At 61.1% G+C, this 20,773-nt stretch carries 13 protein-coding genes; 9 read left to right on the plus strand and 4 right to left on the minus strand.

Annotation, left to right across the window (positions count from 1 at the left end):
- Positions 1 to 349: 349 nt before the first annotated feature.
- Positions 350 to 3,355 (plus strand): phosphoribosylformylglycinamidine synthase subunit PurS, encoded by a 3,006-nt coding sequence (locus HS101_09265; GenBank protein MBE7506460.1) that lies wholly within the window; start codon positions 350 to 352, stop codon positions 3,353 to 3,355.
- 121 nt (positions 3,356 to 3,476) lie between these two features.
- A complete protein-coding gene (locus tag HS101_09270) occupies positions 3,477 to 3,686 on the plus strand; it encodes a hypothetical protein (GenBank protein ID MBE7506461.1) in 210 nt (69 codons plus the stop codon).
- A 99-nt stretch (positions 3,687 to 3,785) separates the two neighbouring features.
- Here HS101_09270 and HS101_09275 read toward each other — a convergent pair whose 3' ends face one another.
- Positions 3,786 to 4,376 carry a DUF1579 domain-containing protein gene (locus HS101_09275; protein ID MBE7506462.1) on the minus strand — a complete coding sequence of 197 codons (591 nt, stop codon included), beginning with the start codon at positions 4,374 to 4,376 and terminating at the stop codon, positions 3,786 to 3,788.
- 579 nt (positions 4,377 to 4,955) lie between these two features.
- Between HS101_09275 and HS101_09280 the strand changes: the two genes are divergently transcribed.
- The 5 genes from HS101_09280 to HS101_09300 all read left to right on the plus strand — a co-directional run bounded on the left by HS101_09280 (position 4,956) and on the right by HS101_09300 (position 12,477).
- Positions 4,956 to 6,299 (plus strand): sodium:proton antiporter, encoded by a 1,344-nt coding sequence (locus HS101_09280; protein ID MBE7506463.1) that lies wholly within the window; start codon positions 4,956 to 4,958, stop codon positions 6,297 to 6,299.
- A gap of 216 nt (positions 6,300 to 6,515) precedes the next feature.
- Positions 6,516 to 8,537 (plus strand): hypothetical protein, encoded by a 2,022-nt coding sequence (locus HS101_09285; GenBank protein ID MBE7506464.1) that lies wholly within the window; start codon positions 6,516 to 6,518, stop codon positions 8,535 to 8,537.
- A gap of 252 nt (positions 8,538 to 8,789) precedes the next feature.
- Positions 8,790 to 9,368 (plus strand): DedA family protein, encoded by a 579-nt coding sequence (locus HS101_09290; GenBank protein ID MBE7506465.1) that lies wholly within the window; start codon positions 8,790 to 8,792, stop codon positions 9,366 to 9,368.
- A 456-nt stretch (positions 9,369 to 9,824) separates the two neighbouring features.
- Positions 9,825 to 11,918, plus strand: a complete 2,094-nt coding sequence (locus HS101_09295) for a S8 family serine peptidase (protein ID MBE7506466.1) — start codon at positions 9,825 to 9,827, stop codon at positions 11,916 to 11,918.
- Between the two features lie 115 nt (positions 11,919 to 12,033).
- A complete protein-coding gene (locus tag HS101_09300) occupies positions 12,034 to 12,477 on the plus strand; it encodes a hypothetical protein (GenBank protein ID MBE7506467.1) in 444 nt (147 codons plus the stop codon).
- Between the two features lie 99 nt (positions 12,478 to 12,576).
- Here the strand turns inward: HS101_09300 and mutL are convergent, their stop codons facing one another.
- Positions 12,577 to 14,529, minus strand: coding sequence for a DNA mismatch repair endonuclease MutL (gene mutL / locus HS101_09305; GenBank protein MBE7506468.1), 1,953 nt, complete (start codon positions 14,527 to 14,529; stop codon positions 12,577 to 12,579).
- Between the two features lie 150 nt (positions 14,530 to 14,679).
- On the opposite strand from mutL, the gene HS101_09310 reads away from it, so the two are divergent.
- Positions 14,680 to 16,014: an alkaline phosphatase family protein gene (locus HS101_09310; GenBank protein MBE7506469.1), complete on the plus strand. Its 1,335-nt coding sequence runs from the start codon at positions 14,680 to 14,682 to the stop codon at positions 16,012 to 16,014.
- A gap of 57 nt (positions 16,015 to 16,071) precedes the next feature.
- Here the strand turns inward: HS101_09310 and HS101_09315 are convergent, their stop codons facing one another.
- Positions 16,072 to 17,772 carry an FG-GAP repeat protein gene (locus tag HS101_09315; GenBank protein MBE7506470.1) on the minus strand — a complete coding sequence of 567 codons (1,701 nt, stop codon included), beginning with the start codon at positions 17,770 to 17,772 and terminating at the stop codon, positions 16,072 to 16,074.
- 387 nt (positions 17,773 to 18,159) lie between these two features.
- Here HS101_09315 and HS101_09320 point away from each other — a divergent pair, with 387 nt between their 5' ends.
- The gene (locus HS101_09320; GenBank protein MBE7506471.1) at positions 18,160 to 19,833 is read left to right on the plus strand and encodes a vanadium-dependent haloperoxidase; all 1,674 of its coding nucleotides are present in this window, start codon (positions 18,160 to 18,162) and stop codon (positions 19,831 to 19,833) included.
- Positions 19,834 to 19,894: 61 nt separating this feature from the next.
- Here HS101_09320 and HS101_09325 read toward each other — a convergent pair whose 3' ends face one another.
- The gene (locus HS101_09325) at positions 19,895 to 20,611 is read right to left on the minus strand and encodes an acetyltransferase (protein MBE7506472.1); all 717 of its coding nucleotides are present in this window, start codon (positions 20,609 to 20,611) and stop codon (positions 19,895 to 19,897) included.
- Positions 20,612 to 20,773 lie beyond the last annotated feature (162 nt).

Genomic DNA, 20,773 nt, shown 5'->3' on the forward strand with positions numbered 1-20,773 from the left:
GGGTCTTAACGTTAGTAGGGCGATCGCGTTGTCCATCGAGCCGTTCGGGCAAGCTCCTTCATGCTGCCTTAATGTGGCCTCCCGCGCGAAGTCCACAGAGCCCGACATTTCCTGACTGCTCACGTTTGCGGATATAGCCGGCCAATGTTGCCGGCCGAACTGTCCGGAGCAGTCACTCCGACGCAATAGGCTAGCCGTCTGTTCCTCGAACGACAAGTACTAATTGACGCCTCAACTCCCACGCTATAAGCTCGGCAAGATAGCGAAAATTCTTAATGCTGCATAAGATACTTCAGGACAATATCTTACGTCAGCATGTTTTCGAACCCTTTCCAGCGGACCCCGGCTTATGGGACTATGGCGCTTTAAGGTTTCCCCTGCCCCCGATCGAGCGGACCCGCTTGGCGCGAGCACTCTCCAGATGCTGCGCGAGTTCAGCATTCGCTCAGTTCAGGCCGTTCGGTCGGCAAAACTCTTCCTCATCGAGTTCGACGGACTGGATCATTTAAGTGAGACCAAGGCAGCCCGGCGCATCGCCGACGAACTCCTGACGGACCCCGTCATCGAAACCTGTTCCTTGCTCCTCAGGGGTGATCAAATTCCCGAGGCCGAAGGGGCCTTGTCCATCGAAGTTCACCTGAAGCCCGGCGTCATGGACTCGGTGGCCCAGTCCACTGCCTTCGCCCTGGCGGATATGGGGATTACGGCGTCAAGCGTAAGAACCGCTCACCGCTTCGAGCTTTTGCCGATCCCGGATGACGCCGAACTAAGGCGCATACCCCGGCTCCTGGGGAATGACTGCATTGAAGACGTCATCGTTGGCTCGCGGCCGATCGAGCCGCCACCGTCACCCCCGATATACCGGTTTGCCCTCCGTCATATTGAGATGACCCCCCTCGCCGAGGCCGAGCTTCTCAAGCTGAGCAGAGAAGGACACCTATTCCTGTCGCTGCCCGAGATGCTCGCGATCCAGTCACATTTCAAGGCATGCGGTCGAGAGCCCACCGACATCGAACTGGAAACCCTGGCCCAGACCTGGTCGGAGCATTGCGTACACAAGACGCTCAAGAGCCCGATCCTGTATCGGGGCGAGCCGATGCCTTCGATCCACCCGCTCCAATCGGACACACCTCGCCGCGAGATTCGCTACGCCAACCTGCTCAAGGACACCATTGCCAGAGCAACGGCGGAACTGATGGCCGAAGGGCGGGGACCGCATTGCCTGTCCGTCTTCAAGGACAACGCGGGCATCATCGCCTTCGACGACGATTGGGCCGTCGCCATTAAGGTGGAAACACATAACCATCCATCAGCCATCGAGCCTTACGGCGGCGCCGCGACGGGCGTCGGCGGCGTCATCCGCGATGTCCTCGGCTGCGGTCTCGGCGCCAAGCCCATTGCCAATACCGACGTCTTCTGCGTCGCGCAGCCCAATTGGCCGGTGGACTCGGTACCCAAGGGCGTCATTCACCCGCGCACGGTGCTTCGGGGCATCACCGCCGGTGTGCGCGACTACGGCAACTGCATGGGCATTCCAACCGTCAACGGAGCGGTGCGGTTTGATCCGCGATACCTCGGGAACCCACTGGTCTTCTGCGGCTGCGTCGGCGTCATCCCGCGTGATCGCATTGAGAAACAGGTGAAACCGGGCGACGCGATTGTCGTCATTGGCGGCCGCACCGGCCGCGACGGCATTCACGGCGCAACCTTCAGCAGCGCCGAACTGACCGACACGCACGAGGACGAATTCTCCCACGCCGTGCAGATCGGCAGCCCTATTGAAGAGAAAAAAGTCCTCGACCTCATCGTGCGGGCACGCGACTACAACGACGGGGGGGTTCGACGATGTTTGTTCTCCTCGATCACCGATTGCGGCGCCGGCGGGCTTTCGTCTGCGATCGGTGAGATGGCCGAGGGCCTTGGCGCCGAGGTCGATCTGGAAAAGGTGCCCCTTAAATATGCCGGGCTGCGATACGACGAAATCTGGATCAGCGAGTCGCAGGAGCGGATGGTGCTGGCGGTATCACCGGGCGACGTGGACAAACTCCTGGCCCTGGCAGAAGCGGAAGAAGTCGAAGCCACGGCAATCGGCCGCTTCACCGAAAACGGACGCCTTACGATTCGATATTGCGGTCACGTCGTCGGCGAGCTCGACTTGCGATTCCTTCATGAGGGCTTGCCCAAGAGTGAGCTCATCGCCGAATGGGAAAAGCCCGATCCTGCGGCCGGCGCATCGACCGCATCGGTTTCCGATCCTGTCGCCATAGGGGCCGAGCTGCTTCGCCGCCTGGCACAACTGAACATCGCCTCCAAGCACTGGCTCATCCATCAATATGATCACGAAGTGCAATCGCGAACGTCTGTGCGCCCACTCGTTGCAAGGCACGAAGGGCCGTCGGACGCCGCGGTCATTCGTCCGCGATTGGACTCCGACGCCGCAGTGGCAATCGGCTGCGGACTCAATCCGGATTTGTCCGCAACCGATCCGTATTGGATGGCGATCGCGTCCATCGATGAGGCGCTGCGCAATGTCGTCTGCGTCGGCGGCGATCCGGCACGCACGGCGATCCTGGACAATTTCTGCTGGCCCCGTGTCGATAACCCAATCAACCTCGGAGCACTGGTTCGCGCATGCCAGGCCTGCTACGACATGGCCTCTGCGTACGGCCTGCCCTTTATCAGCGGTAAGGACTCGCTGAATAACGAATTCGCATTGGATCCGGCGGATGTTGAATTGGTCCGGACCGCGGCCGCGTTGCTCGACGAAGCGGCCCCCGATTCCGATCACGTCATCGTGGACGGTCGCGTTGCCATCCCGTATACGCTGCTGATCTCCGCCTTATCCATCGTCGATGATGTGAAACGCTGCACGACGTCTGATCTCAAGTCAGGCGGGACGCAAGTCTACCTGCTGGGTCGCCCGATGCGGCTCGGTGATTCGCCCGCCAGCCTGCCGCCTTTTGACGCGGCCACGGCGCTTCGGACTCACCTATCCGTCGCCCGACTGATCCGCGACGGCGTGGCCCTGGCGGTTCACGATGTGAGCGACGGCGGGCCGCTGACGGCGCTCGCCGAGATGTGCTTCGGCGGCTGGCGGGAATGCACGCTAAACACCAACGGCCTGCCGGCGGAGCAACACTTCGTCGAAGCCCCCGCCATGTATCTCGTGCAGGTATCCGACGCACGCACCGGAGATTTCGATCGAATCACCGCAGATATCGAAACGCGGCATTACGCGACCGTGAAATGCGAGGAAATTCCCGAGCCCGCCCTGGTGATGGACGTGGATAACGAAGGACATCGTCTGCCGCTCGATGACCTCTATCACGCTTGGCGACATCCGCTCGACTGGTAACGCGAACGCAGCGCTTCGAAAGACGGCCGCCCAGGCAAATACTCCTCACTGAATCCGCGGCGGCACGTCAATCGCGGATCAAGATGAGCCGGCTGTTCTGGCAGCGGGCAGGAGGTGCGTCATGCTCTCGTTGAGGTCATTCCACATCTTCTTCATCGTGGTCGTCGTGGTCGCCGCGGACCTCTTCGCCGCCTGGGCGATCCGCGACTACACGACCTCGCACGACATGCTCACCCTGTTACTCGGGATTGTCGCCATCATTGGAAGCCTGGGCCTGGTCGCCTACGGCATCTGGTTCGTCAACAAGATGAATCGCGCGAACATTCAGTAATCGAGGGCAAGCTCGATACGGCCTTCAACCTGAAGCCGGGCACATCCGCCGCCCCTCCGATCGGCGGATGCACCGGCAATAGTCGTGGAGTGGAACCTGCTATTTCTTTGTGTAGGTGATTTCGAGGCTCTGGAATTCCTTGCCATCAGGGCCGAAATCGTACACGTCGAAGCGCATCTCGGTATCGCTGACCATGCGCATTACGGACCGATTTGCCGACTTCTTCCCGGTCATTGGGTCAATGAACTCGCCTTTGTATTGGAAGGTCTTACCTGAAGCGTCACAGGTTCCGTGCGAAATAAACGGAGCCGTGCTCATCGAGTCAACCCACACATCCGTATACTGTTTCGTTATGTTGTCGTAGCCGGTAATACTAATGCCTTGAAATGGGCCCATCGCGGCCGAATTACCGTCATAGTTCAGCATCACATAGCGACCGCCCATGATTGACTTCCACGTGGCCGTGCCTTGTCCCTCGTTCGGCTTGTCGTCCGGTCTCATCCAGAACTTCGCCTTCGCCGACCATGTGCCGACCAGTTTCATCAGGTGCTTGTGGTGCTCGCCCGGGGATGTTGCCTTTATCCGCGCCTCCATCATCTTCTGTTCCTCCGGGCTCATCTTTGGCTGATCGCCCTTTTCTTCCGAGACGACCCGCGTTGTCACCGTCGCCGTCACCGCGACCAGCGCCATCGCCGCCAATGCGATACGCCAGCGAGCCCCTTGTGTTGTCCGCTTGAATTCCGTCATGACCATACCCTTTCGAAATGACTAACCGCCGCCATGCGTCTGCCCCGACCCACGCGGCCGGTCGCCATTAACAGCGCATCGCGATCAAGCCGCTTCCCCCCACACGAAGCGGCCACGGTCATTCAGACCAAACAATAACCAAACATTGACGGGGTTGTCAAGCGCGTTTTCGATAGCGGTCTGGCGGGCATTTTCTGCGATCGGTTGGCCCGTGGCGCGCTGGGTTGGCGTCGATTGGGCGCGACAAGCAAATCGGCGATTCCTGCGCCTCACCCCTGGGGCGCGCGGCCTACTCGCACTCCGAACCCTGAGCAAGCGAAGCGGATAAGCGCCCGTCGCCCTCGACTAAAAGGGGCCGAATCAAAGCAAGCGCAGGTAAGTGTTTCGGTGAATCCTCCCCAATTCGAAACCGATGTATACCCTCAAGGTCCGCATAGATTACCTATTCCGGAGAATCCAACCGTGTTCACTCTCCTCGCTGAGACCGCTTCGCACACAGAGCATGCAACACACGTACCTGGTCTGGCCTGGGTCGCGCCATTCGTTGCCCTGCTCTTGTGCATCGCCGTCCTGCCGCTCATCCACAAGACTGAACATTGGTGGCATCACAACAAGAACAAGCTCATCGTTGCTCTGGCCCTCGGATTGGTCACGCTCGCCTATTACCAGTTTCGCGGCTACGGCTTCGGCCACGGCGAACACGCCGCCTCGCCGGGCTTTTCAACGGTTCTGTCGGTCCTCGACCATGCCGTCCTCGCCGAGTTTATCCCATTCATATCGCTGCTCTTTAGTCTGTACGTCATCTCCGGCGGCATCTGCGTCAAGGGAGACATCCCCGCGCATCCCATGACGAACGTCGCCTTCCTCGCCATCGGCGGCGTTATCGCCAGCCTCGTTGGAACAACCGGCGCGTCGATGCTCCTGATACGTCCGCTCCTGGCGACGAACTCCGAGCGCAAGCATATTGTTCACACGGTCATTTTCTTCATCTTCATCGTAAGCAATGTCGGGGGCTGTTTGCTGCCCATCGGCGATCCGCCGCTGTTTCTCGGATTCCTCAAGGGCGTGCCGTTTCTCTGGACCCTTAACCTCTGGAAGGAATGGGCCGTCTGCCTCGGCGCCCTGCTGGTCATCTACTACTTCTGGGACATGGCGGCCTATCGCAAAGAAGAGAAGCGCGACATTCAGCGCGACGAAACCCAGGTCCAGAAGATTCGCATCGAGGGAAAGATCAACTTCCTCTTCCTCGGTGGCGTCGTTCTTGCCACGGCTCTGCTCGACAGCAGCAAGCCGGTCCCCGGCACGAACTACACGCCCTTTCCCTTCCTTCGCGAGATCGTCCAGAACGCATTTGTGTTGCTCTCTCTTGTGATGACGGGCAAAAGCGTGCGCAAGGACAACAACTTCAGCTACACCGCCATCCTCGAAGTTGCGTGTCTCTTCATTGGCATCTTCATCTGCATGCAGGTGCCGATCGAAATCCTGAATGCCAAGGGCGCCAGCCTCGGCATCGATACGCCGACCAAGTTCTTCTGGGCCACGGGAATGCTCTCCAGTTTCCTCGATAACGCCCCGACCTATGTTGTCTTCTTCGAAACCGCCAATGCCCTGACCCACGTCCACGAGCCGGGCACAACAATCCAGCTCATCACCGGGCAGATCATTCAGCTCGACCATCTCGTGGCAATTTCCATCGGCGCGGTTTTCATGGGAGCGAACACCTACATCGGCAACGGCCCGAACTTCATGGTCAAGTCCATCGCCGAACACGCCGGCGTGAAAATGCCCAGCTTCTTCGGCTACATGGCCTATAGTTGCTGCATCCTCATGCCGCTGTTCATTGCGCTCACTTTCATCTTTCTCTGATTCGGGGCACGCCGCGGCGCGCCGTCGATGGAAGCGAAAATCGCCACAAGCGGGGCGGCAGTCCGCCTTCATGCCCGTCCCACGATTCTTGCAAACGCACAATCCCCGTGCCTGCGGGCACAAAAACGGCGGTGGGGCGTGTTTCCACCTCTGTTTTGGTTGTTTAGTGTCCGTGCCGGGGATACGATAAGTATCTTTGGATTCGGAGGTTGGAAAGTGTTTGATCGACTGCCCACGCGCATTGGGGTCGGGGCGTTTGTGCTCCTGAACTTCTGTCAGATTGCGGCTGCCGCGGGCCCGGACGTCATCGTCGGCGAACTCCAAGTGATCATGCGCTGGGGACGTGTCGGGGGCATCACCGGCTACTCTTTCGGCACGGTCTCGTGCAACATTGGCGACACCCCCCTCCTCTGGATCGCGGAGACAAATCAGCACCCGGTCATCGCCCAGAACATGTATCGATTGAAGGGCGGCCAATTCGAGCAGATCGGCATGGCATGGCTCAAGCACGCCTTCGCCTCCACGAATGAATCCGGCGTTTGCGCTACCTGCCAGGATCCCGGCACGAGTGATCTTTTGGGCGTAGGATGTAATGATCCCTACGGGGCCGGGCTCAACGGAAACCAGATCATCCTCGGGCCCCGTTCGGAGGTGAACGCGGCAACCGGGGCATTTCCATATCCCTTCACGAATTACCCACACACTTTGATCATCGATAAGCGCCTTCAGGTGCGCGACGAAGACATCAATCCGGCACTCAACGCTGGCGCCCTTTATTTCGTCGAGGGGCACTACGTCACGCCCGACGACGCCGCCGCCGCGGGCAACGACAATAACAACGCGTCGTATCGCCGGTTTACCGTCAACGAAAACTCGACCAACGTCTTTGCCTGCACGATGACGGACACGACCGAGCGAGAGAAGTTCGGCATCCAGGCGTGGCAGGACTTCGATCCGACGGTCACGCTTGTCAACATCGACATTCCCGGCGACGGACGGCTGATACTTGGGGCGAAGGTCACCGACCTGGGCACTGGCTTCTGGAACTACGAATACGCGCTCTTCAACGCCAACTCCGATCGCAGCGTCGGCTCGTTTTCGATTCCGCTCGATCCCGGCGCGGCGGTTCCATCGTCGGCCTTTCACGATGTCAGTTACCACAGCGGCGAGACCTATGACCCGACCGATTGGCCGGCCGGTATTGCGGGCGGCGCGATCACCTGGCAGACGACCGCGCATGGCGTGAATGCGAACGCAAACGCGCTGCGATGGTCCACCCTCTACAACTTCCGCCTCGTCACCAATGCCCCGCCGATACCAAACAGCCAGATCACCCTCGGCCTGTTTAAGCCCGGCGCACCGGCGTCGGTCGTCGTCATTGCGCCCGGCCCCGTGGATGCCCCGGTCGATTGCAACATGAACGCCATCCCCGACGCGGTCGAGATTCAGATGAATCCGGCGCTGGACTGCGACTCCAACGGAAATCTCGACGAATGCGATCCCGATTGCGACAACAACGGCACGGCCGACGCCTGCGAGATCATTCTGAATCCGCTCTTGGACTGCAATGTCGATGGGATTCTTGACGTGTGCGAGATTCCCGTCGGCAGCCCGGCGCCGGGCGGACCTTTCTTCTGCGTCTCCGACTGCGACCCGGATTGCAACGTCAACGGCACTCCGGACAGTTGCGACATTGCCGAGATGACCAGTGCCGATTGCAACGCCAACGGCGTGCCCGACGAATGCGACATCGCCGCGATGACCAGCAACGATTGCAACGCCAACGGCGTGCCCGACGAATGCGAGATCGCCGTCGGCAGCCCCGCGCCCGGCGGGCCGTTCTTCTGCACGAGCGGCTGCGACCCGGATTGCAACGGCAACGGCGTGCCGGATGAATGCGATATCTCCAGTGGCTTCGACGGCGACTGCGACACAAACATGATCCCCGATAGCTGCGACATCGCCGGCAATCCCGGCATCGACTGCAACGCCAATGGCGTGATCGATGCATGCGGCGAAACGGATTGCAACGGCAACTCCATCCCGGACGACTGCGAGCATCCGGCCTGCCCCGGCATTCTCGTCGGCGACATGGATTGCAGCGGCGTCGTGGACCCCGGCGACATTCCCGCCTTTGTTCAGCAGGTGCTGTCCGGCTGGCTCTCCTGTCAGGCCGATATGAACGCCGATGGGAACGTGGACGGCCTCGACGTGCAGGATTTCGTTTCCGCGATGTGACACCCCGGACCCGATGTCGAGAAGATCGATGGGGGGACTTTCCGCACGTTGCCGCCCGTGCCCCCGCCCGATCCTGCTTGGCCGATCAATTACACATCGGTACGCTCTCTTCCTTTGACGTTCCCAGACAATCACGACAGCAACTTGAGGACAGCTTTGATCAAGCCAACCCCCGAAGCGAATGACGTTGCCGCCGCAGGGCCGGCTATTCATGCCGAGACTCCAACGGCCGCGCCGGTCGGCAAGTGGCATTTGCATCGACGGTTGTACGATTGGGTTCTTCATTGGGCCCATACGCCGCACGGGGCCATTGCTCTTTTCCTGCTGGCCTTCGCCGAGTCCAGCTTTTTTCCCGTCCCACCGGATGTTCTGCTGATCGCCCTGGTGCTGGGCGCCCGGCAGAAGTGGTGGAGGTTCGCCGCGACCTGCACCGTCGCCAGCGTTTTCGGCGGAATCGGCGGATATCTCATCGGTTTGGGACTCATGGACACGGTGGGGCAGAAGATCATCGCGTTTTACCATGCCGAAAAATATTACGAGCAGGTGACCGGCTGGTATCAGCAGTACGACTACTGGATCGTCTTTATCGCCGCCTTCACGCCGATCCCGTATAAGGTTTTCACCATTGCCTCGGGCGCCTTTCACATGAACGTGATCGGTTTCGCGCTTGTCTCGGTCGTCGGCCGGGGCATGAGGTTTTTCATTGTTGCCGCGCTGCTTTATAAATTCGGCCCGCCGATGCAGCGGTTTATTGATAAATATTTCAATCTGCTTTGTCTCACGTTTGTCATTCTCCTTGTCGGTGGATTCGCGGTTATCAAGCTGTTTTGACGCCGATCCTGGCCACAGGGACGACGAAAACCCAAGGTGACATAAGGTGACACAAGCAGTCCCCGGGCGATGGCAACTACTGTGGCGGTCATGTGTTGGGGCTGTTCGAGTTTTTGGCGGTTTTTGGTGAAATCGAAGCCCCGCGTGCTCATCGTTCGTTCCCTTCGGGACGGCCGCCGTTCTTTGCATCTCAACAAAGTCCCTCATCTCTAAATCCTTGCTCGGTGTTCGCGCCGATTGGGGGTCTGGCAGGTCGCCACATGCTCTCAACGACGGCCAGGCTGGAATGAGACGCCGCGCCACCCACAAGGGGTGGCGCTACGGCCGGAAGCGTTTTTTTCAATGGAAAATGCCGTTTTTCGCGATTCGCGGCAGAAACTGTGTCGGCTTGTGTACCTCCTGTGTCTCCGGCATGTGCCGGTTAACCAAGTGCTCAATAACACGGGAGATCGAACGATGAACATGCGAAGTGAAAACAGAAACGGGAAGCGACTCAAGTCGGGGTTCACGACGGCTCTTGCGGCCCTCGTTGTTCAAGTGGCCCTCGCTCGAACGGAAGCGGTCGCCGCCGACAGCGCAAACGGCCCGACGATGGAGGCCAGGATTGTCGAAGCTCAGGCGATTACCGAGCAGTTCGACGCCGGATCGGAGACGGTTGAAGTGCTGGTCAACCTGAGGTTGCCGGCGACGAATCGAAGCAATGCCGTACTGGGCGCGGCCGGCGATTTCGCGGCGCAGCGCACGACGGTCGCGGCCGCTCAGACGACGCTGATGACGAGAATGGCGCCCGGCGAATTCATGCTGCATCACAATATGGAGAACCAGGCGACGATGTGGGTCTCCGTCACGCGTGCGGGCTTGGAATCGCTGCGGAACGATCCGAGCGTTGAGTCGGTTGAGCCGGTTCGCATTCTCGAAGCGCACGACGTACAGGGACTTGCCCTGATGAATGCCGCGGCTACACGCGCCACTCACGGTGGGGCGGGCGTGGCCATCGCCGTCTGCGATACGGGCATCGACTACACGCACCCGCAACTTGGTAACGGCGGCTTTCCGAATGCCAAGGTGCTCGGCGGTTTCGATTTTGGCGATAACGATGCCGACCCCCGGCCCAATGGTGAGAGCCACGGCACGGCGTGCGCGGGCATCGCGGCCGGTGACGTCGCCAACATCGGCGACTACAACGGCGGCGTCGCGCCGCAGGCCAAGCTCTATGCCTTGAAGATATCCACGGGCAACACGGGCAGCGCCACGGATGCCGCGATGATCGCCGCCTGGGACTGGTGCGTGACGCATCGCAACGACAATCCAAACTTCCCGATCAAGGTGATCAGCACCAGCTTCGGCGGCGGCCGGGCCCTTGGAAATTGCGATGCGGACGTCCCGGCGATGGCCACCGCGGCGCAGAACGCGATGGCGGCGGGCATCACGCTGCTGGTTTCTTCGGGCAATGAGGGTTACTGCGACGCGATGGGCTGGCCGGCCTGCATCAGCGGAGTTTTGTCGGTGGGCGCGGTGTATGACGCGAACGTCGGCGACGGGATGGCCTTTGTCGTGGCACCGGAGTCCTGCACGCCTGACAAGCGGAGTGACGCCAACAGCCCGACGGGCTACATCGGCGTTGACATGACGACGGCGGCCGACCAGGTGACGTGCTACTCGAACACGTCGAGCGGCCTGACGCTGTTTGCCCCCTCGCACATGGCGTTCACGACTTCGATCCGCGGCACGGGTAATGACGCCACGCGAAACTTCGAGACTGATTTCGGCGGAACGTCCGCAGCCTGCCCTTACGCAGCCGGCGCGGTGGCGGCGCTGCAGTCCGCGGCGAAGGCGACGACGGGACAGTTCCTTACGCCGGCGCAGGTGAAGCAGATGCTCACCTCGACGGGCGACAACGTCACCGACCACAAGGCCAACATCACGAAGCCGCGGGTCAACCTCGGAAACGCCATCGCCGGATTGTCGGGCGGCACGCCGAATCCGAACCCGAATCCGACGCCTGAGCCGGCGCCGAACCCCGTCGACGACGCGTACGAGCCGAACAACACCGTTGAGCAGGCGGCACAGATTCAGGCCGGGACGTTTGATCTGAAGTGCCTCGATAGTGACATCTTCAAGCTGCGAACGAGCACGGGACGGTTGACGGTCTCGATCCAGGGCTCGACGGGCGACCTCGATCTCTACGTCGTCCTGACCAAGAATGGCCAGACAGTGGTTGCCAAGTCCGAGACGGAATCGTCGAACGAGTTCGTGGAGGTGCAGGTCACCGACGGCGACCAGTTCATCGAGGTTGTTCCCTACCAGGGGCAGACCAGCGACTACCGCATGACCGTGAGCTTTGTCCCCGAGAATGCCCGCGTGGTCCCTGAGCCGCCGTCTTCGGAGATTCCATGCAGCTCGGGCATGTGCGGCGTCGGATGCCAAGCCAGTCTCATGGCACTGGCGGTCGGCTTCATGGGTCAGCGGCGAATGCGGGTTCGCCGCAAGGGCCTGCGAACCTGGTCCCCCCGGTCGGCGGCAGTTGATTCCGCAGGCGGGCAGAATTAGGCTATTGGTTCCAGTTCATTGGCTCGACAGGCTTGGCCACGTTTGGTATGACGCATTGTGTGATCGCACCCGACGTGCGGACTGTCGGACAGCACGACACTACTAGGAGAATTCGATGACAAGAGTAAAGACGATGAAACCCCTGAAGTGCATTGCCATGGTGGTTGTCGCGGCACCGTTCATCCTCGGGACGACCTGTCCGCTTTTTCCCGGAACCGGTACGCTGCTGAATCAGCAACTGCCGGCAAACCTGGGCGCGACCGGTGAGAACGACATTTGCGCTACAGCCGCCTCGGCGCTGCAGACGACGTTCCAGGCGGATGCCAACAAGGCAGTCACCGCGACGGTCACGGGCCCGGCATCAAACAGTCGCCCGCAGATTCGCATTCTGGACAACAATAACCAGCCCGTGGCGAACAGCGGGACTGGCCCGACCTCCAAGACGACGACGGCGACATTTACGCCGTCGGCTTCACTGACCTTCACGCTGCAGGTGTTTGAGTGCGCCGGCGCGGTCGCGGGCAACTACGACATTCAGGTCGTGCAGGCGCCGTTCTGATGACGACCGCGAAAGCGTAAGAGAGTCACATGAGTCTCAACGACGCCGCTCCTGACCGGGGCGGCGTTTTTTTGCGCACGACTCAATTGCGATGATGTCTCAGGTTCTCTTGAATTGTCTCTCGAGGTCGCGGGTGGAGAGTTGAAGCGTTGTCGGGCGGCCGTGGGGGCAGTTGCTGGATCGATCGACGACGTGCCGCTGATCGAGAAGGGTGAGCATTTCTTCCTGGGTGAGCGGGTCGCCGGCTTTGACCGCGGCTTTGCAGGCCATCATGTCGAGGGCGGCGTGGAGCAGTGTCTCGCGGGCATCGTGGCCCGGCGCGTCGGCGCCGGAGTCGATGCGGTCCTGGTCGGCCAGCTTGTCGAGCAGGTCGCGCACGAAGTCGGCGGGGTCGATCTCGCCCAGGAGGGCCGGGAGACACTGCACGGCGAGCGATTTGGGCCCAAAGGGAGAGACTTCAACGCCGATGCGCGAAAGCAGCTCTGCATGATCTTCGGCGGCCTGCACCTGGGCCGGGGATGCGTCGAAGGCGGGGGGGATGAGCAGGCGCTGGCTTTCCAGTGAGCCGGCAAGGATGCGCTCGCGAAACCGCTCGTAGAGAATCCGCTCGTGCAGGGCGTGCTGATCGATGATGACGATGCCTTCTTCGGTCTGGGCGACGAGGTAGGTATTGTGAACCTGGATGACCTGCGAACCGGCGGCGGCATCGGGCGGCGCGCCGGCGGAGAGATGGTCCTGCGGCGCCGCGGTTTCGAGGGAAGCGGGATCATTGGAAGGATGCGCAGGTGGGGCGGCAAGGCCGGACGGGATCGGTGACGACAAGCCATCGCGACTGGCCGGGGGCGCATTGCCGGACGCCGGGTCGTGCAATCTGCTGGTCGACGAACTGCGAAGCGACGGCCGGACGCTCTGGCTGGGGAACCTCGGCGGCACGAACCCCAGCCGGGCCTGGGTGGGGTCGACGGATTTGAGATAGTCGGCCAGCGCCTGGCGACTTCGCGCCTGATGCTCTCCACCGGGGGGGCCCAAGGCCGGGCGGTCGAAGCCGAGTTGCGGCGTCAGGTCGTGCGACAAGAGCGTCTCACGCAGGACGGCGAGTACCTGCGACTGGATCAGTCCGGCGTCGCGCCAGCGGACCTCAATCTTTGTCGGATGTACGTTCACGTCGTAGGCGTCGGGCGGGGTGGTCAGGAAGATGAACACCACCGGGTAGCGACTGTGTTCGACGAGGCCGCGAAACGCCTCGCGCACGGCGAAGGTAATCCGGCGATCGGTGATGTAGCGGCCGTTGAGGAAGAGATATTGCCACTTAGAAGAGGCGCGAGACTGGGCCGGGGGGGCGATCAGGGCCTCGATGCGAACGCCGCGCTCGTTCCGATCGATGGGCAAGAGACACGCGGCGAGTTCTGTGCCGTAGAAATCGCCGATGCGCTCGCGGCGATGCGTCGTGACCGGAAGGGTGCGCGATGAGCGGCCGTTGTGCGAGAGGCTAAAGGCCACTTCGGGATGGGCCAGGGCCAGCCGGGCAAGCTGCTCGGTGGCGTGGGAAAACTCGGTCGGGCCCTGCTTGAGGAACTTTCGCCGGGCGGGGACGTTGTAGAACAGGTTGCGGATTTCGATGGTCGTGCCGGTCGGCGCGGCGCAGGCCCGGGGGCCCTGAACCTGGCCGTCGGTAGCGATCAGCTCGCAGCCTTCAGTCTGCCCCTCTGGACGGCTGACGATGCGCAGGTGGCTGACGGAGGCGATGGACGCGAGCGCCTCGCCGCGAAAGCCGAGGGTGTTTATGGCGAAGAGGTCGTCGCTGGTGGAAATCTTGCTGGTGGCGTGGGGGGCTATGGCCAGGGGGAGGTCTTCGGGCGACATGCCGCGGCCGTTGTCGGTGACGCGGATGAGGCCGACGCCGCCGTCTTCGAGGGCGACGTCGATGCGCGTGGCGCCGGCGTCGAGGGAATTCTCCAAGAGTTCCTTCACGACGGAGGCAGGGCGCTCGATCACCTCGCCGGCGGCGATCTTGTTGACGAGGGATGGGTCGAGTTTGCGGATGTGCGGCATGGCGTCCGTGCTGGGTGGTAGGATACTCACATACGAAGGGCACTATTGTGCGTCGTCGAACAAATACCGTCAAAGCGAGTATTAACGACGACGTGGCGGTCATTCGGCCCGCAGCGTTTAAGGCCCGACGCTCGCGAAAAAGGATTTCACATGCCAACGAAGATACTGCCGGTTCTCTTTTTGATCTTCGCTACGGCCGGAACAGCCGGCGTGGAAGAGCCGCTCAAGATCGTGGCCGGGCCGATGTTTTCCGTGGTGGACACGACACATCTAGCCGTCTGGGTGCAAACCAATCGGCCTGAGAGATTGGTGTTTTCAATGAATCGAGTATCGCGAGATGCGGCGAAGCTGTTGGCCGAGAATCTTAGCAGGGAGATTCATACTTCAGCCGAACGACGAAATATCGCTTGCGTGATCGTGCCGATTCCGCCTCCGGGGGAGTATGAATTCAGCTTCAGCGCAGGGACGAAGCCCCCGGATGAGTTCAAGATGATCCTGGATGCCCGCTTCAGGCTAAGGACGCCTCCGCTGTATGGCGAATCCGGCCGTTACACGATTGCCTTTGGCTCCTGTTCGCATCAGGAGAAGTTTGGCGAGCATCAGCCGATCTGGGATGCGATCGTGAGGAAGAAGCCGGATTGCTTTCTCTTTATCGGCGACAACATTTATCTGCCGAACAGGCTCGAGGAGTTCCCCGGGAAGCGCGACGGGGTGCTCAAGCTCTATTGCGATCGTTACGACCACCAGCGGCAGATGCCCGAGATGCAGGTACTGTTGCGTTCGACGATCTCTTTCGCACTTTGGGACGACCACGACTTCGGCGGGAACAACAGCGACCGGACATGGCCGTGGAAGGGTGTCGCCTTCGAGGCACTAAATCTCTACTTTCCCAACAACTACGGCCTGCCGGATGCGAAGGGATGCTTTTACAGATTTGCATGGGGCGATATCGATGTCTTCATGACGGACGACCGTACGTTTCGCGATCCGAATGATGACCCGAATCGCAAGACATTTCTCGGCGAGAAGCAGCTTGCATGGCTGAAGGACGGCCTTGCTCAGTCGAAGGCGAGCTTCAAGTTGATTGTGTGCGGCAATCAGATACTTGCTGACACGCATCCGCACGAGTCGTGGGGCGTGCAGTTTCGCCCGGAGCGGGATGCGTTTCTGGACTGGCTCTGGGAGAAGAAGATCACAGGCGTGATCTTTTTGTCGGGCGATCGTCACTTCGCCGAATTGACGCGAAAGCGCGCCCCCAAGGGCAGGGGCGGCGACCTATGGGATCTGACGAGTTCTCCGCTGGCGAATGAGGTGTACAAGGACGGCCCGACGTTTGAAAGCGCTGATCGCGTCGCGGCCTACAGCGACGGCGTGAATTTCGGCGTCCTGGACTTTGACACGACCGGCAAGCATCGTCACGTTGTTCTGTGCGTTATGGATGTCAATGGCAAAGAAGTGATTCGCCGGCGTGTTGAACTCCCGTAGCTCGACTGATGTTCGGGTTCACGCCGCAGATCGAAAAGCGGATTCGGCGATCCGTGGTTAGATGCCGAGCAGCAAGTCAACGAAGCCCGCGATGTCGGCGGTGCTCACCAGGCAGTCGTTGTTCAAATCGGCGGCGGGCCTGCCTTGACGATCGACGGGCGTACCAGCCGGCGTGCCGGTACAGAGATCGATGTTATTCGGGACGCCGTCGGAGTCGGAGTCCGCGATGTTGAATCGATAAGCCGCACCGCAGTCGATCGGGCTCGGCGGGGGATTGTCGAACAATCCCGAAATCAAGATGTCTCCGCGACCGTCGCCGGATGCGTCGGTCAGCCCGGCAAGGGCGAAGCCGAAAGCGCCGGCGGGATCCGGCTGAGGAGAAGCCAGTTCCGCGATGAGCGAACCGGTTGCACCCGAGAAGACATATGCGCGACCGCGCCCATCGGGACTTGGGTTGCCGCCTTCCTGGCTTGCACCGACGATGACGTCTCCGCGACCGTCCCCGTCGATATCGGCAACGCCTGCGACCGCGTTACCAAATGTTCCGAACTCCAGTTCGATGGGCGAAGTGAGTTCATGAAGCACCAACCCGGAAGCGCCGGAGAAAATGTATGCCCTGCCGGCGAAATCCGGGCTCGACCCGGAGGATTCCTGTGATGCACCGACGATGATGTCGCCCACTTCGTCGCCATTGACATCCGGGACGCCGCTGACCGAACCACCGAAGTTTCCCAACGGCTGCTCGTTGCCTGAAACCAGGGTTCTCAACAACTCGCCGTTCGAGCCGGAAAATACATAGGCTCTTCCCGCCAGGATGGGGCCCTGCGGCGGATCGCCCGGCGCGCCGACAAGAATGTCTTCAACGCCGTCGGTGTTGATATCGGGGACGCGGGCAACGGCCACGCCAAAGTATCCCGCCACGGTTTGATTCGGGGAGGACAGCGTGAACAGCAGCAAGCCGGTCGCACCGGAAAAAACATGGACCCGCCCTGCGTCACTGGGACTGCCCGACGCGGATTCGTGCCATGCGCCGACGACGACGTCTCCGCTGTCGTCGCCGTTGATATCGGAGATGCCGGTCACGCTGTAACCGAACAGGGCGCCTTGTGACCCGATCGGTGAGACCAGTGTCTTCAGGAGCATGCCGGTGGCGCCGGAGATGAGGTAGGCGCGACCCGAGTCCGGCATGGAGCCGCCCGGATTTTCGAGCGGCGCGCCGATGATTACGTCACCGCGACCATCACCGTCAACATCCGGTACGCCGCCGACTCCCCACCCGAATCGACCATCGGACTCCTGGTTGGGTGAAGCGAATGTGCGGAGCAGTTCGCCCGACTTTCCTGAATAGAGGTGCGCGCGGCCGGCGTCATTGGGAGCGCCCACGGGGTTTTCGAGCTTTGCGCCGACAAGAAGATCGGTGAGGCCGTCACCGTCGGCGTCCGGCACGCCGGAAACACTAATGCCGAAGTAGCCTGAAGATTCCGGTGCGGGCGAAATCAGTTGAAGCGTGGTGGAGACCGCGGGGGCCGGCGTTGAAAGAATTTGTTCGACAAATCCGCTGAGATCCAAGCCGTCCAGCGCGCAGTCCATGTTGAAATCAGCAGCCGGCCGACCGTGGGCATCGACGACAACACCGGAGGGGGTGAAGGGGCAGACATCGATTTCATCGGGGACGCCATCCCCATCGGTATCCACCGCCAACACGGGCCGGGCGAAGGCGAAACAAACGACCATAAGACTGGAAAGAAAGACACGCATGTGCACCCACCCGCGTTGAAGAGAACGTCGACCCGAATTGGAGGGCTTCAGTATAGCCCAAATTGGAATTGTACCTCCTTCAAACGGCGCAATTCAAGGAAGGCCGGGCCGAAGATGGGCGACTTATCGGGGATGCGCCATTGATTTTGCCTCCGACGACGTCACCCGAAGGAGTAATTGGTTGCTTCGCGGCTCAAAAATGTGTATGTTCAGGGGGATCACTTCAGCCGTTTTAGGAATGGGAAAATGGCTCGCCGCCGAAAGCCTGAGCTCGGTCAAAGCCCGAAGTCCACGGGTTCCGCTGGGGAATGCCCGGATGTGCTGAGCCATTCCCAACAGGATTCCGCACGAAAGGGAGGCGAGGTCTCTCGACGGACATTTCTTGGTGTGACCGCCGCAGCCATTATCACCGGGGAAATTGAGACCGCGCGCTCCGCCGAATCCATCAATGTCGGCAGTGTCCCACAACTCGGCGGCGCAACGGATGGCGCTCCAAGGGGTCCGGTCGATGACGCCACGCATCGGGCCGACAAGTCTTACACGATCCGGGCCAAGGCCGCGTGGGCGGAGCGCGACACCGCGATTCCGACGCAGTCATCGAACGGCGACGAGGCCCTCTATTCGAGAAAGATCGCTAATTACACAAAAGGCCTTCCGCACAATGCGCGCGGCGAGGTGAGTACGACGGCGTACAACGCGCTGCTCACCGCGCTGGCCAGCGGCAAGCCGTCAGATTTTGAGGCGATTCCGCTCGGATGTTCGACACCGAGCTTCCGCCGCAAGCTGGTGAATCCGCAATGCGGCCTCGCGTTCGACCTCCAGGGCGCCGACACGCACGCCCTGGCGCAGCCGCCGGCGCCCGCTTTCGACAGCGCCGAAATCGCGGCCGAGATCATCGAGAACTATTGGATGGCTCTGTGTCGTGACGTGCCGTTCGGGCAGTACGACAGCAATCCGCTCACGCTTCAGGCATGTGCCGAACTTTCGGGCCTCAGCGACTTTCGCGGGCCTAAAATTGGCAACCAGGTGACACCGCAGACACTTTTCCGAGGTCTGACGCCCGGCGACCTGACCGGGCCTTACATCTCGCAGTTCATGTATAAGCCCTGCCCGTTCGGCGCGAATTACATCGAGCAGCGCATTCGAACCCACGTGGCGGGCCTGAGTTTCATGACGCAGTACGCCCAGTGGCTGAGCGTTCAAAACGGATGTGTGCCGTCGCAGGCGGAGCCGTTCGAGAACGTGCGACGATTCATTCATAACGGCCGCGACATCGGCCAGTGGGTGCATGTCGACGTGCTGTTTCAGGCGTATTTTCAGGCGTGCCTGATTCTTCTAACGCCGGTGGGGACGGGAACGGATCCGCTTTCCAGCGGGATCGGTGCGCCGCTCAGTCCGGGTAATCCTTACCTGACATCGCAAACACAGGAGGGCTTCGCCACATTTGGCGAGCCCTTCATTAAGTCGCTGATGTGCGAAGTCGCAACGCGCGCGCTAAAGACGGTCTGGTATCAGAAGTGGTTCGTTCATCGGCGGCTTAGGCCGGAGGTATTCGGGGCCAGGATTCACAACCATTTGATTGGACTGGCGAGCTATCCGATTCATCCTGAAGCACTCAATTCGGCGGCCATACAGCAATCGTTCGGCCAGCATGGATCATATCTCCTGCCAATGGAGTTTCCGGAGGGATCGCCACTGCATCCGGCGTACGGCGCAGGCCATGCGACTGTCGCCGGGGCCTGCATCACGATTCTTAAGGCGATGTTCGACGAAAACTTCGTCATATCGAACCCCGTGATGCCGGACCCCAATGACCCGACGCAGCTTGTCGCGTTCAACGGGCCGGCCCTGACGGTCGGTGGAGAACTCAACAAGCTGGCGAGCAACATCGCCATCGGCCGGAACATCGCAGGTGTGCATTGGCGGTCGGATGCGACCGAATCGCTGAAGCTGGGTGAAGAGGTTGCGATTCGCATCCTTCAGAACCAGGCGGGATGCTACAACGAGAATTTCGGTGGATTCGCATTTACCAGATTCGACGGCACGACAATCACGGTCTGACATCCCCCCTCCAACAGCAGAAACCATTCGGACGCTGCCGTCTCGACGGGCCGGCAGGATGCTATCTGCCGGGCACGCGCATGGGGTCGCGGGGATCGATGGAACGGGCGGGGGAGAGCATGGCGGTGAATTCGGCGGCGTTGGGGGCGTCCTTGATTGCGCGGGCCGGAACGCCGACGACGGTGGTCATCGGGTCGACATCCTGAATGACGACGGCGCCGGCGCCGACGATGGCCTCGAAGCCGACGCGGACATTCTGCACGACGGTCGCGCCGATGCCGATGTGGGCGCCGGCCTCCACGACGACGTGGCCGGCGAGTCGAACGCCGGGACAGATGTGGACGCTGGTGCCGATCATCGATTCGTGATCGACGATGCAACCGGTATTGAGGATGACATAGTCGCCGATCTGGCAGTGGGCGCAGACGAGCGCGCCGGCAGCGATGACGACGCCTTTTCCGACCGAAGCGTTGGAGGCGAGCTGGGCCGAGGGGTGAATCGCGCTGACGAGTTCTAAATCGCCCTGCTCAACGGCATCGCCGAGGGCTCGGCGCACGCCGTTGTCGCCGACGGCAACGACGGCTCCGCGAACGCCGTGGCTGCGTACGTCGGCGAGGCTTTCGATGCCGCCCAGGACCGGCAGGCCGTCCACGCGGCGGCCGTGCAGGGCTTTGTTGTTGTCGAGGAACCCGACGGGCTTGAATTTCTTGCCCTGCTGGAGGATGTCGAGGACCACGCGTCCGTGGCCGCCACCACCAAGAATGACGACATCCATCACGATACCTTCTCCCAACGGGACAACCCGAGTGAGTATTTCCCCAGAAAGGCTATCGGCGCGTACGGACAGACCGCTGAACTCCGCCGGGGCCGCGGGAAGAAATCGTGTGCGGCAGGTCTTGCGCGAACCTGTTTGAGGGGTTTCCTGCTGTATCAGGATTGG

The sequence above is a fragment of the Planctomycetia bacterium genome (assembly GCA_015075745.1).
GTDB lineage: Bacteria > Planctomycetota > Phycisphaerae > UBA1845 > UTPLA1 > UTPLA1.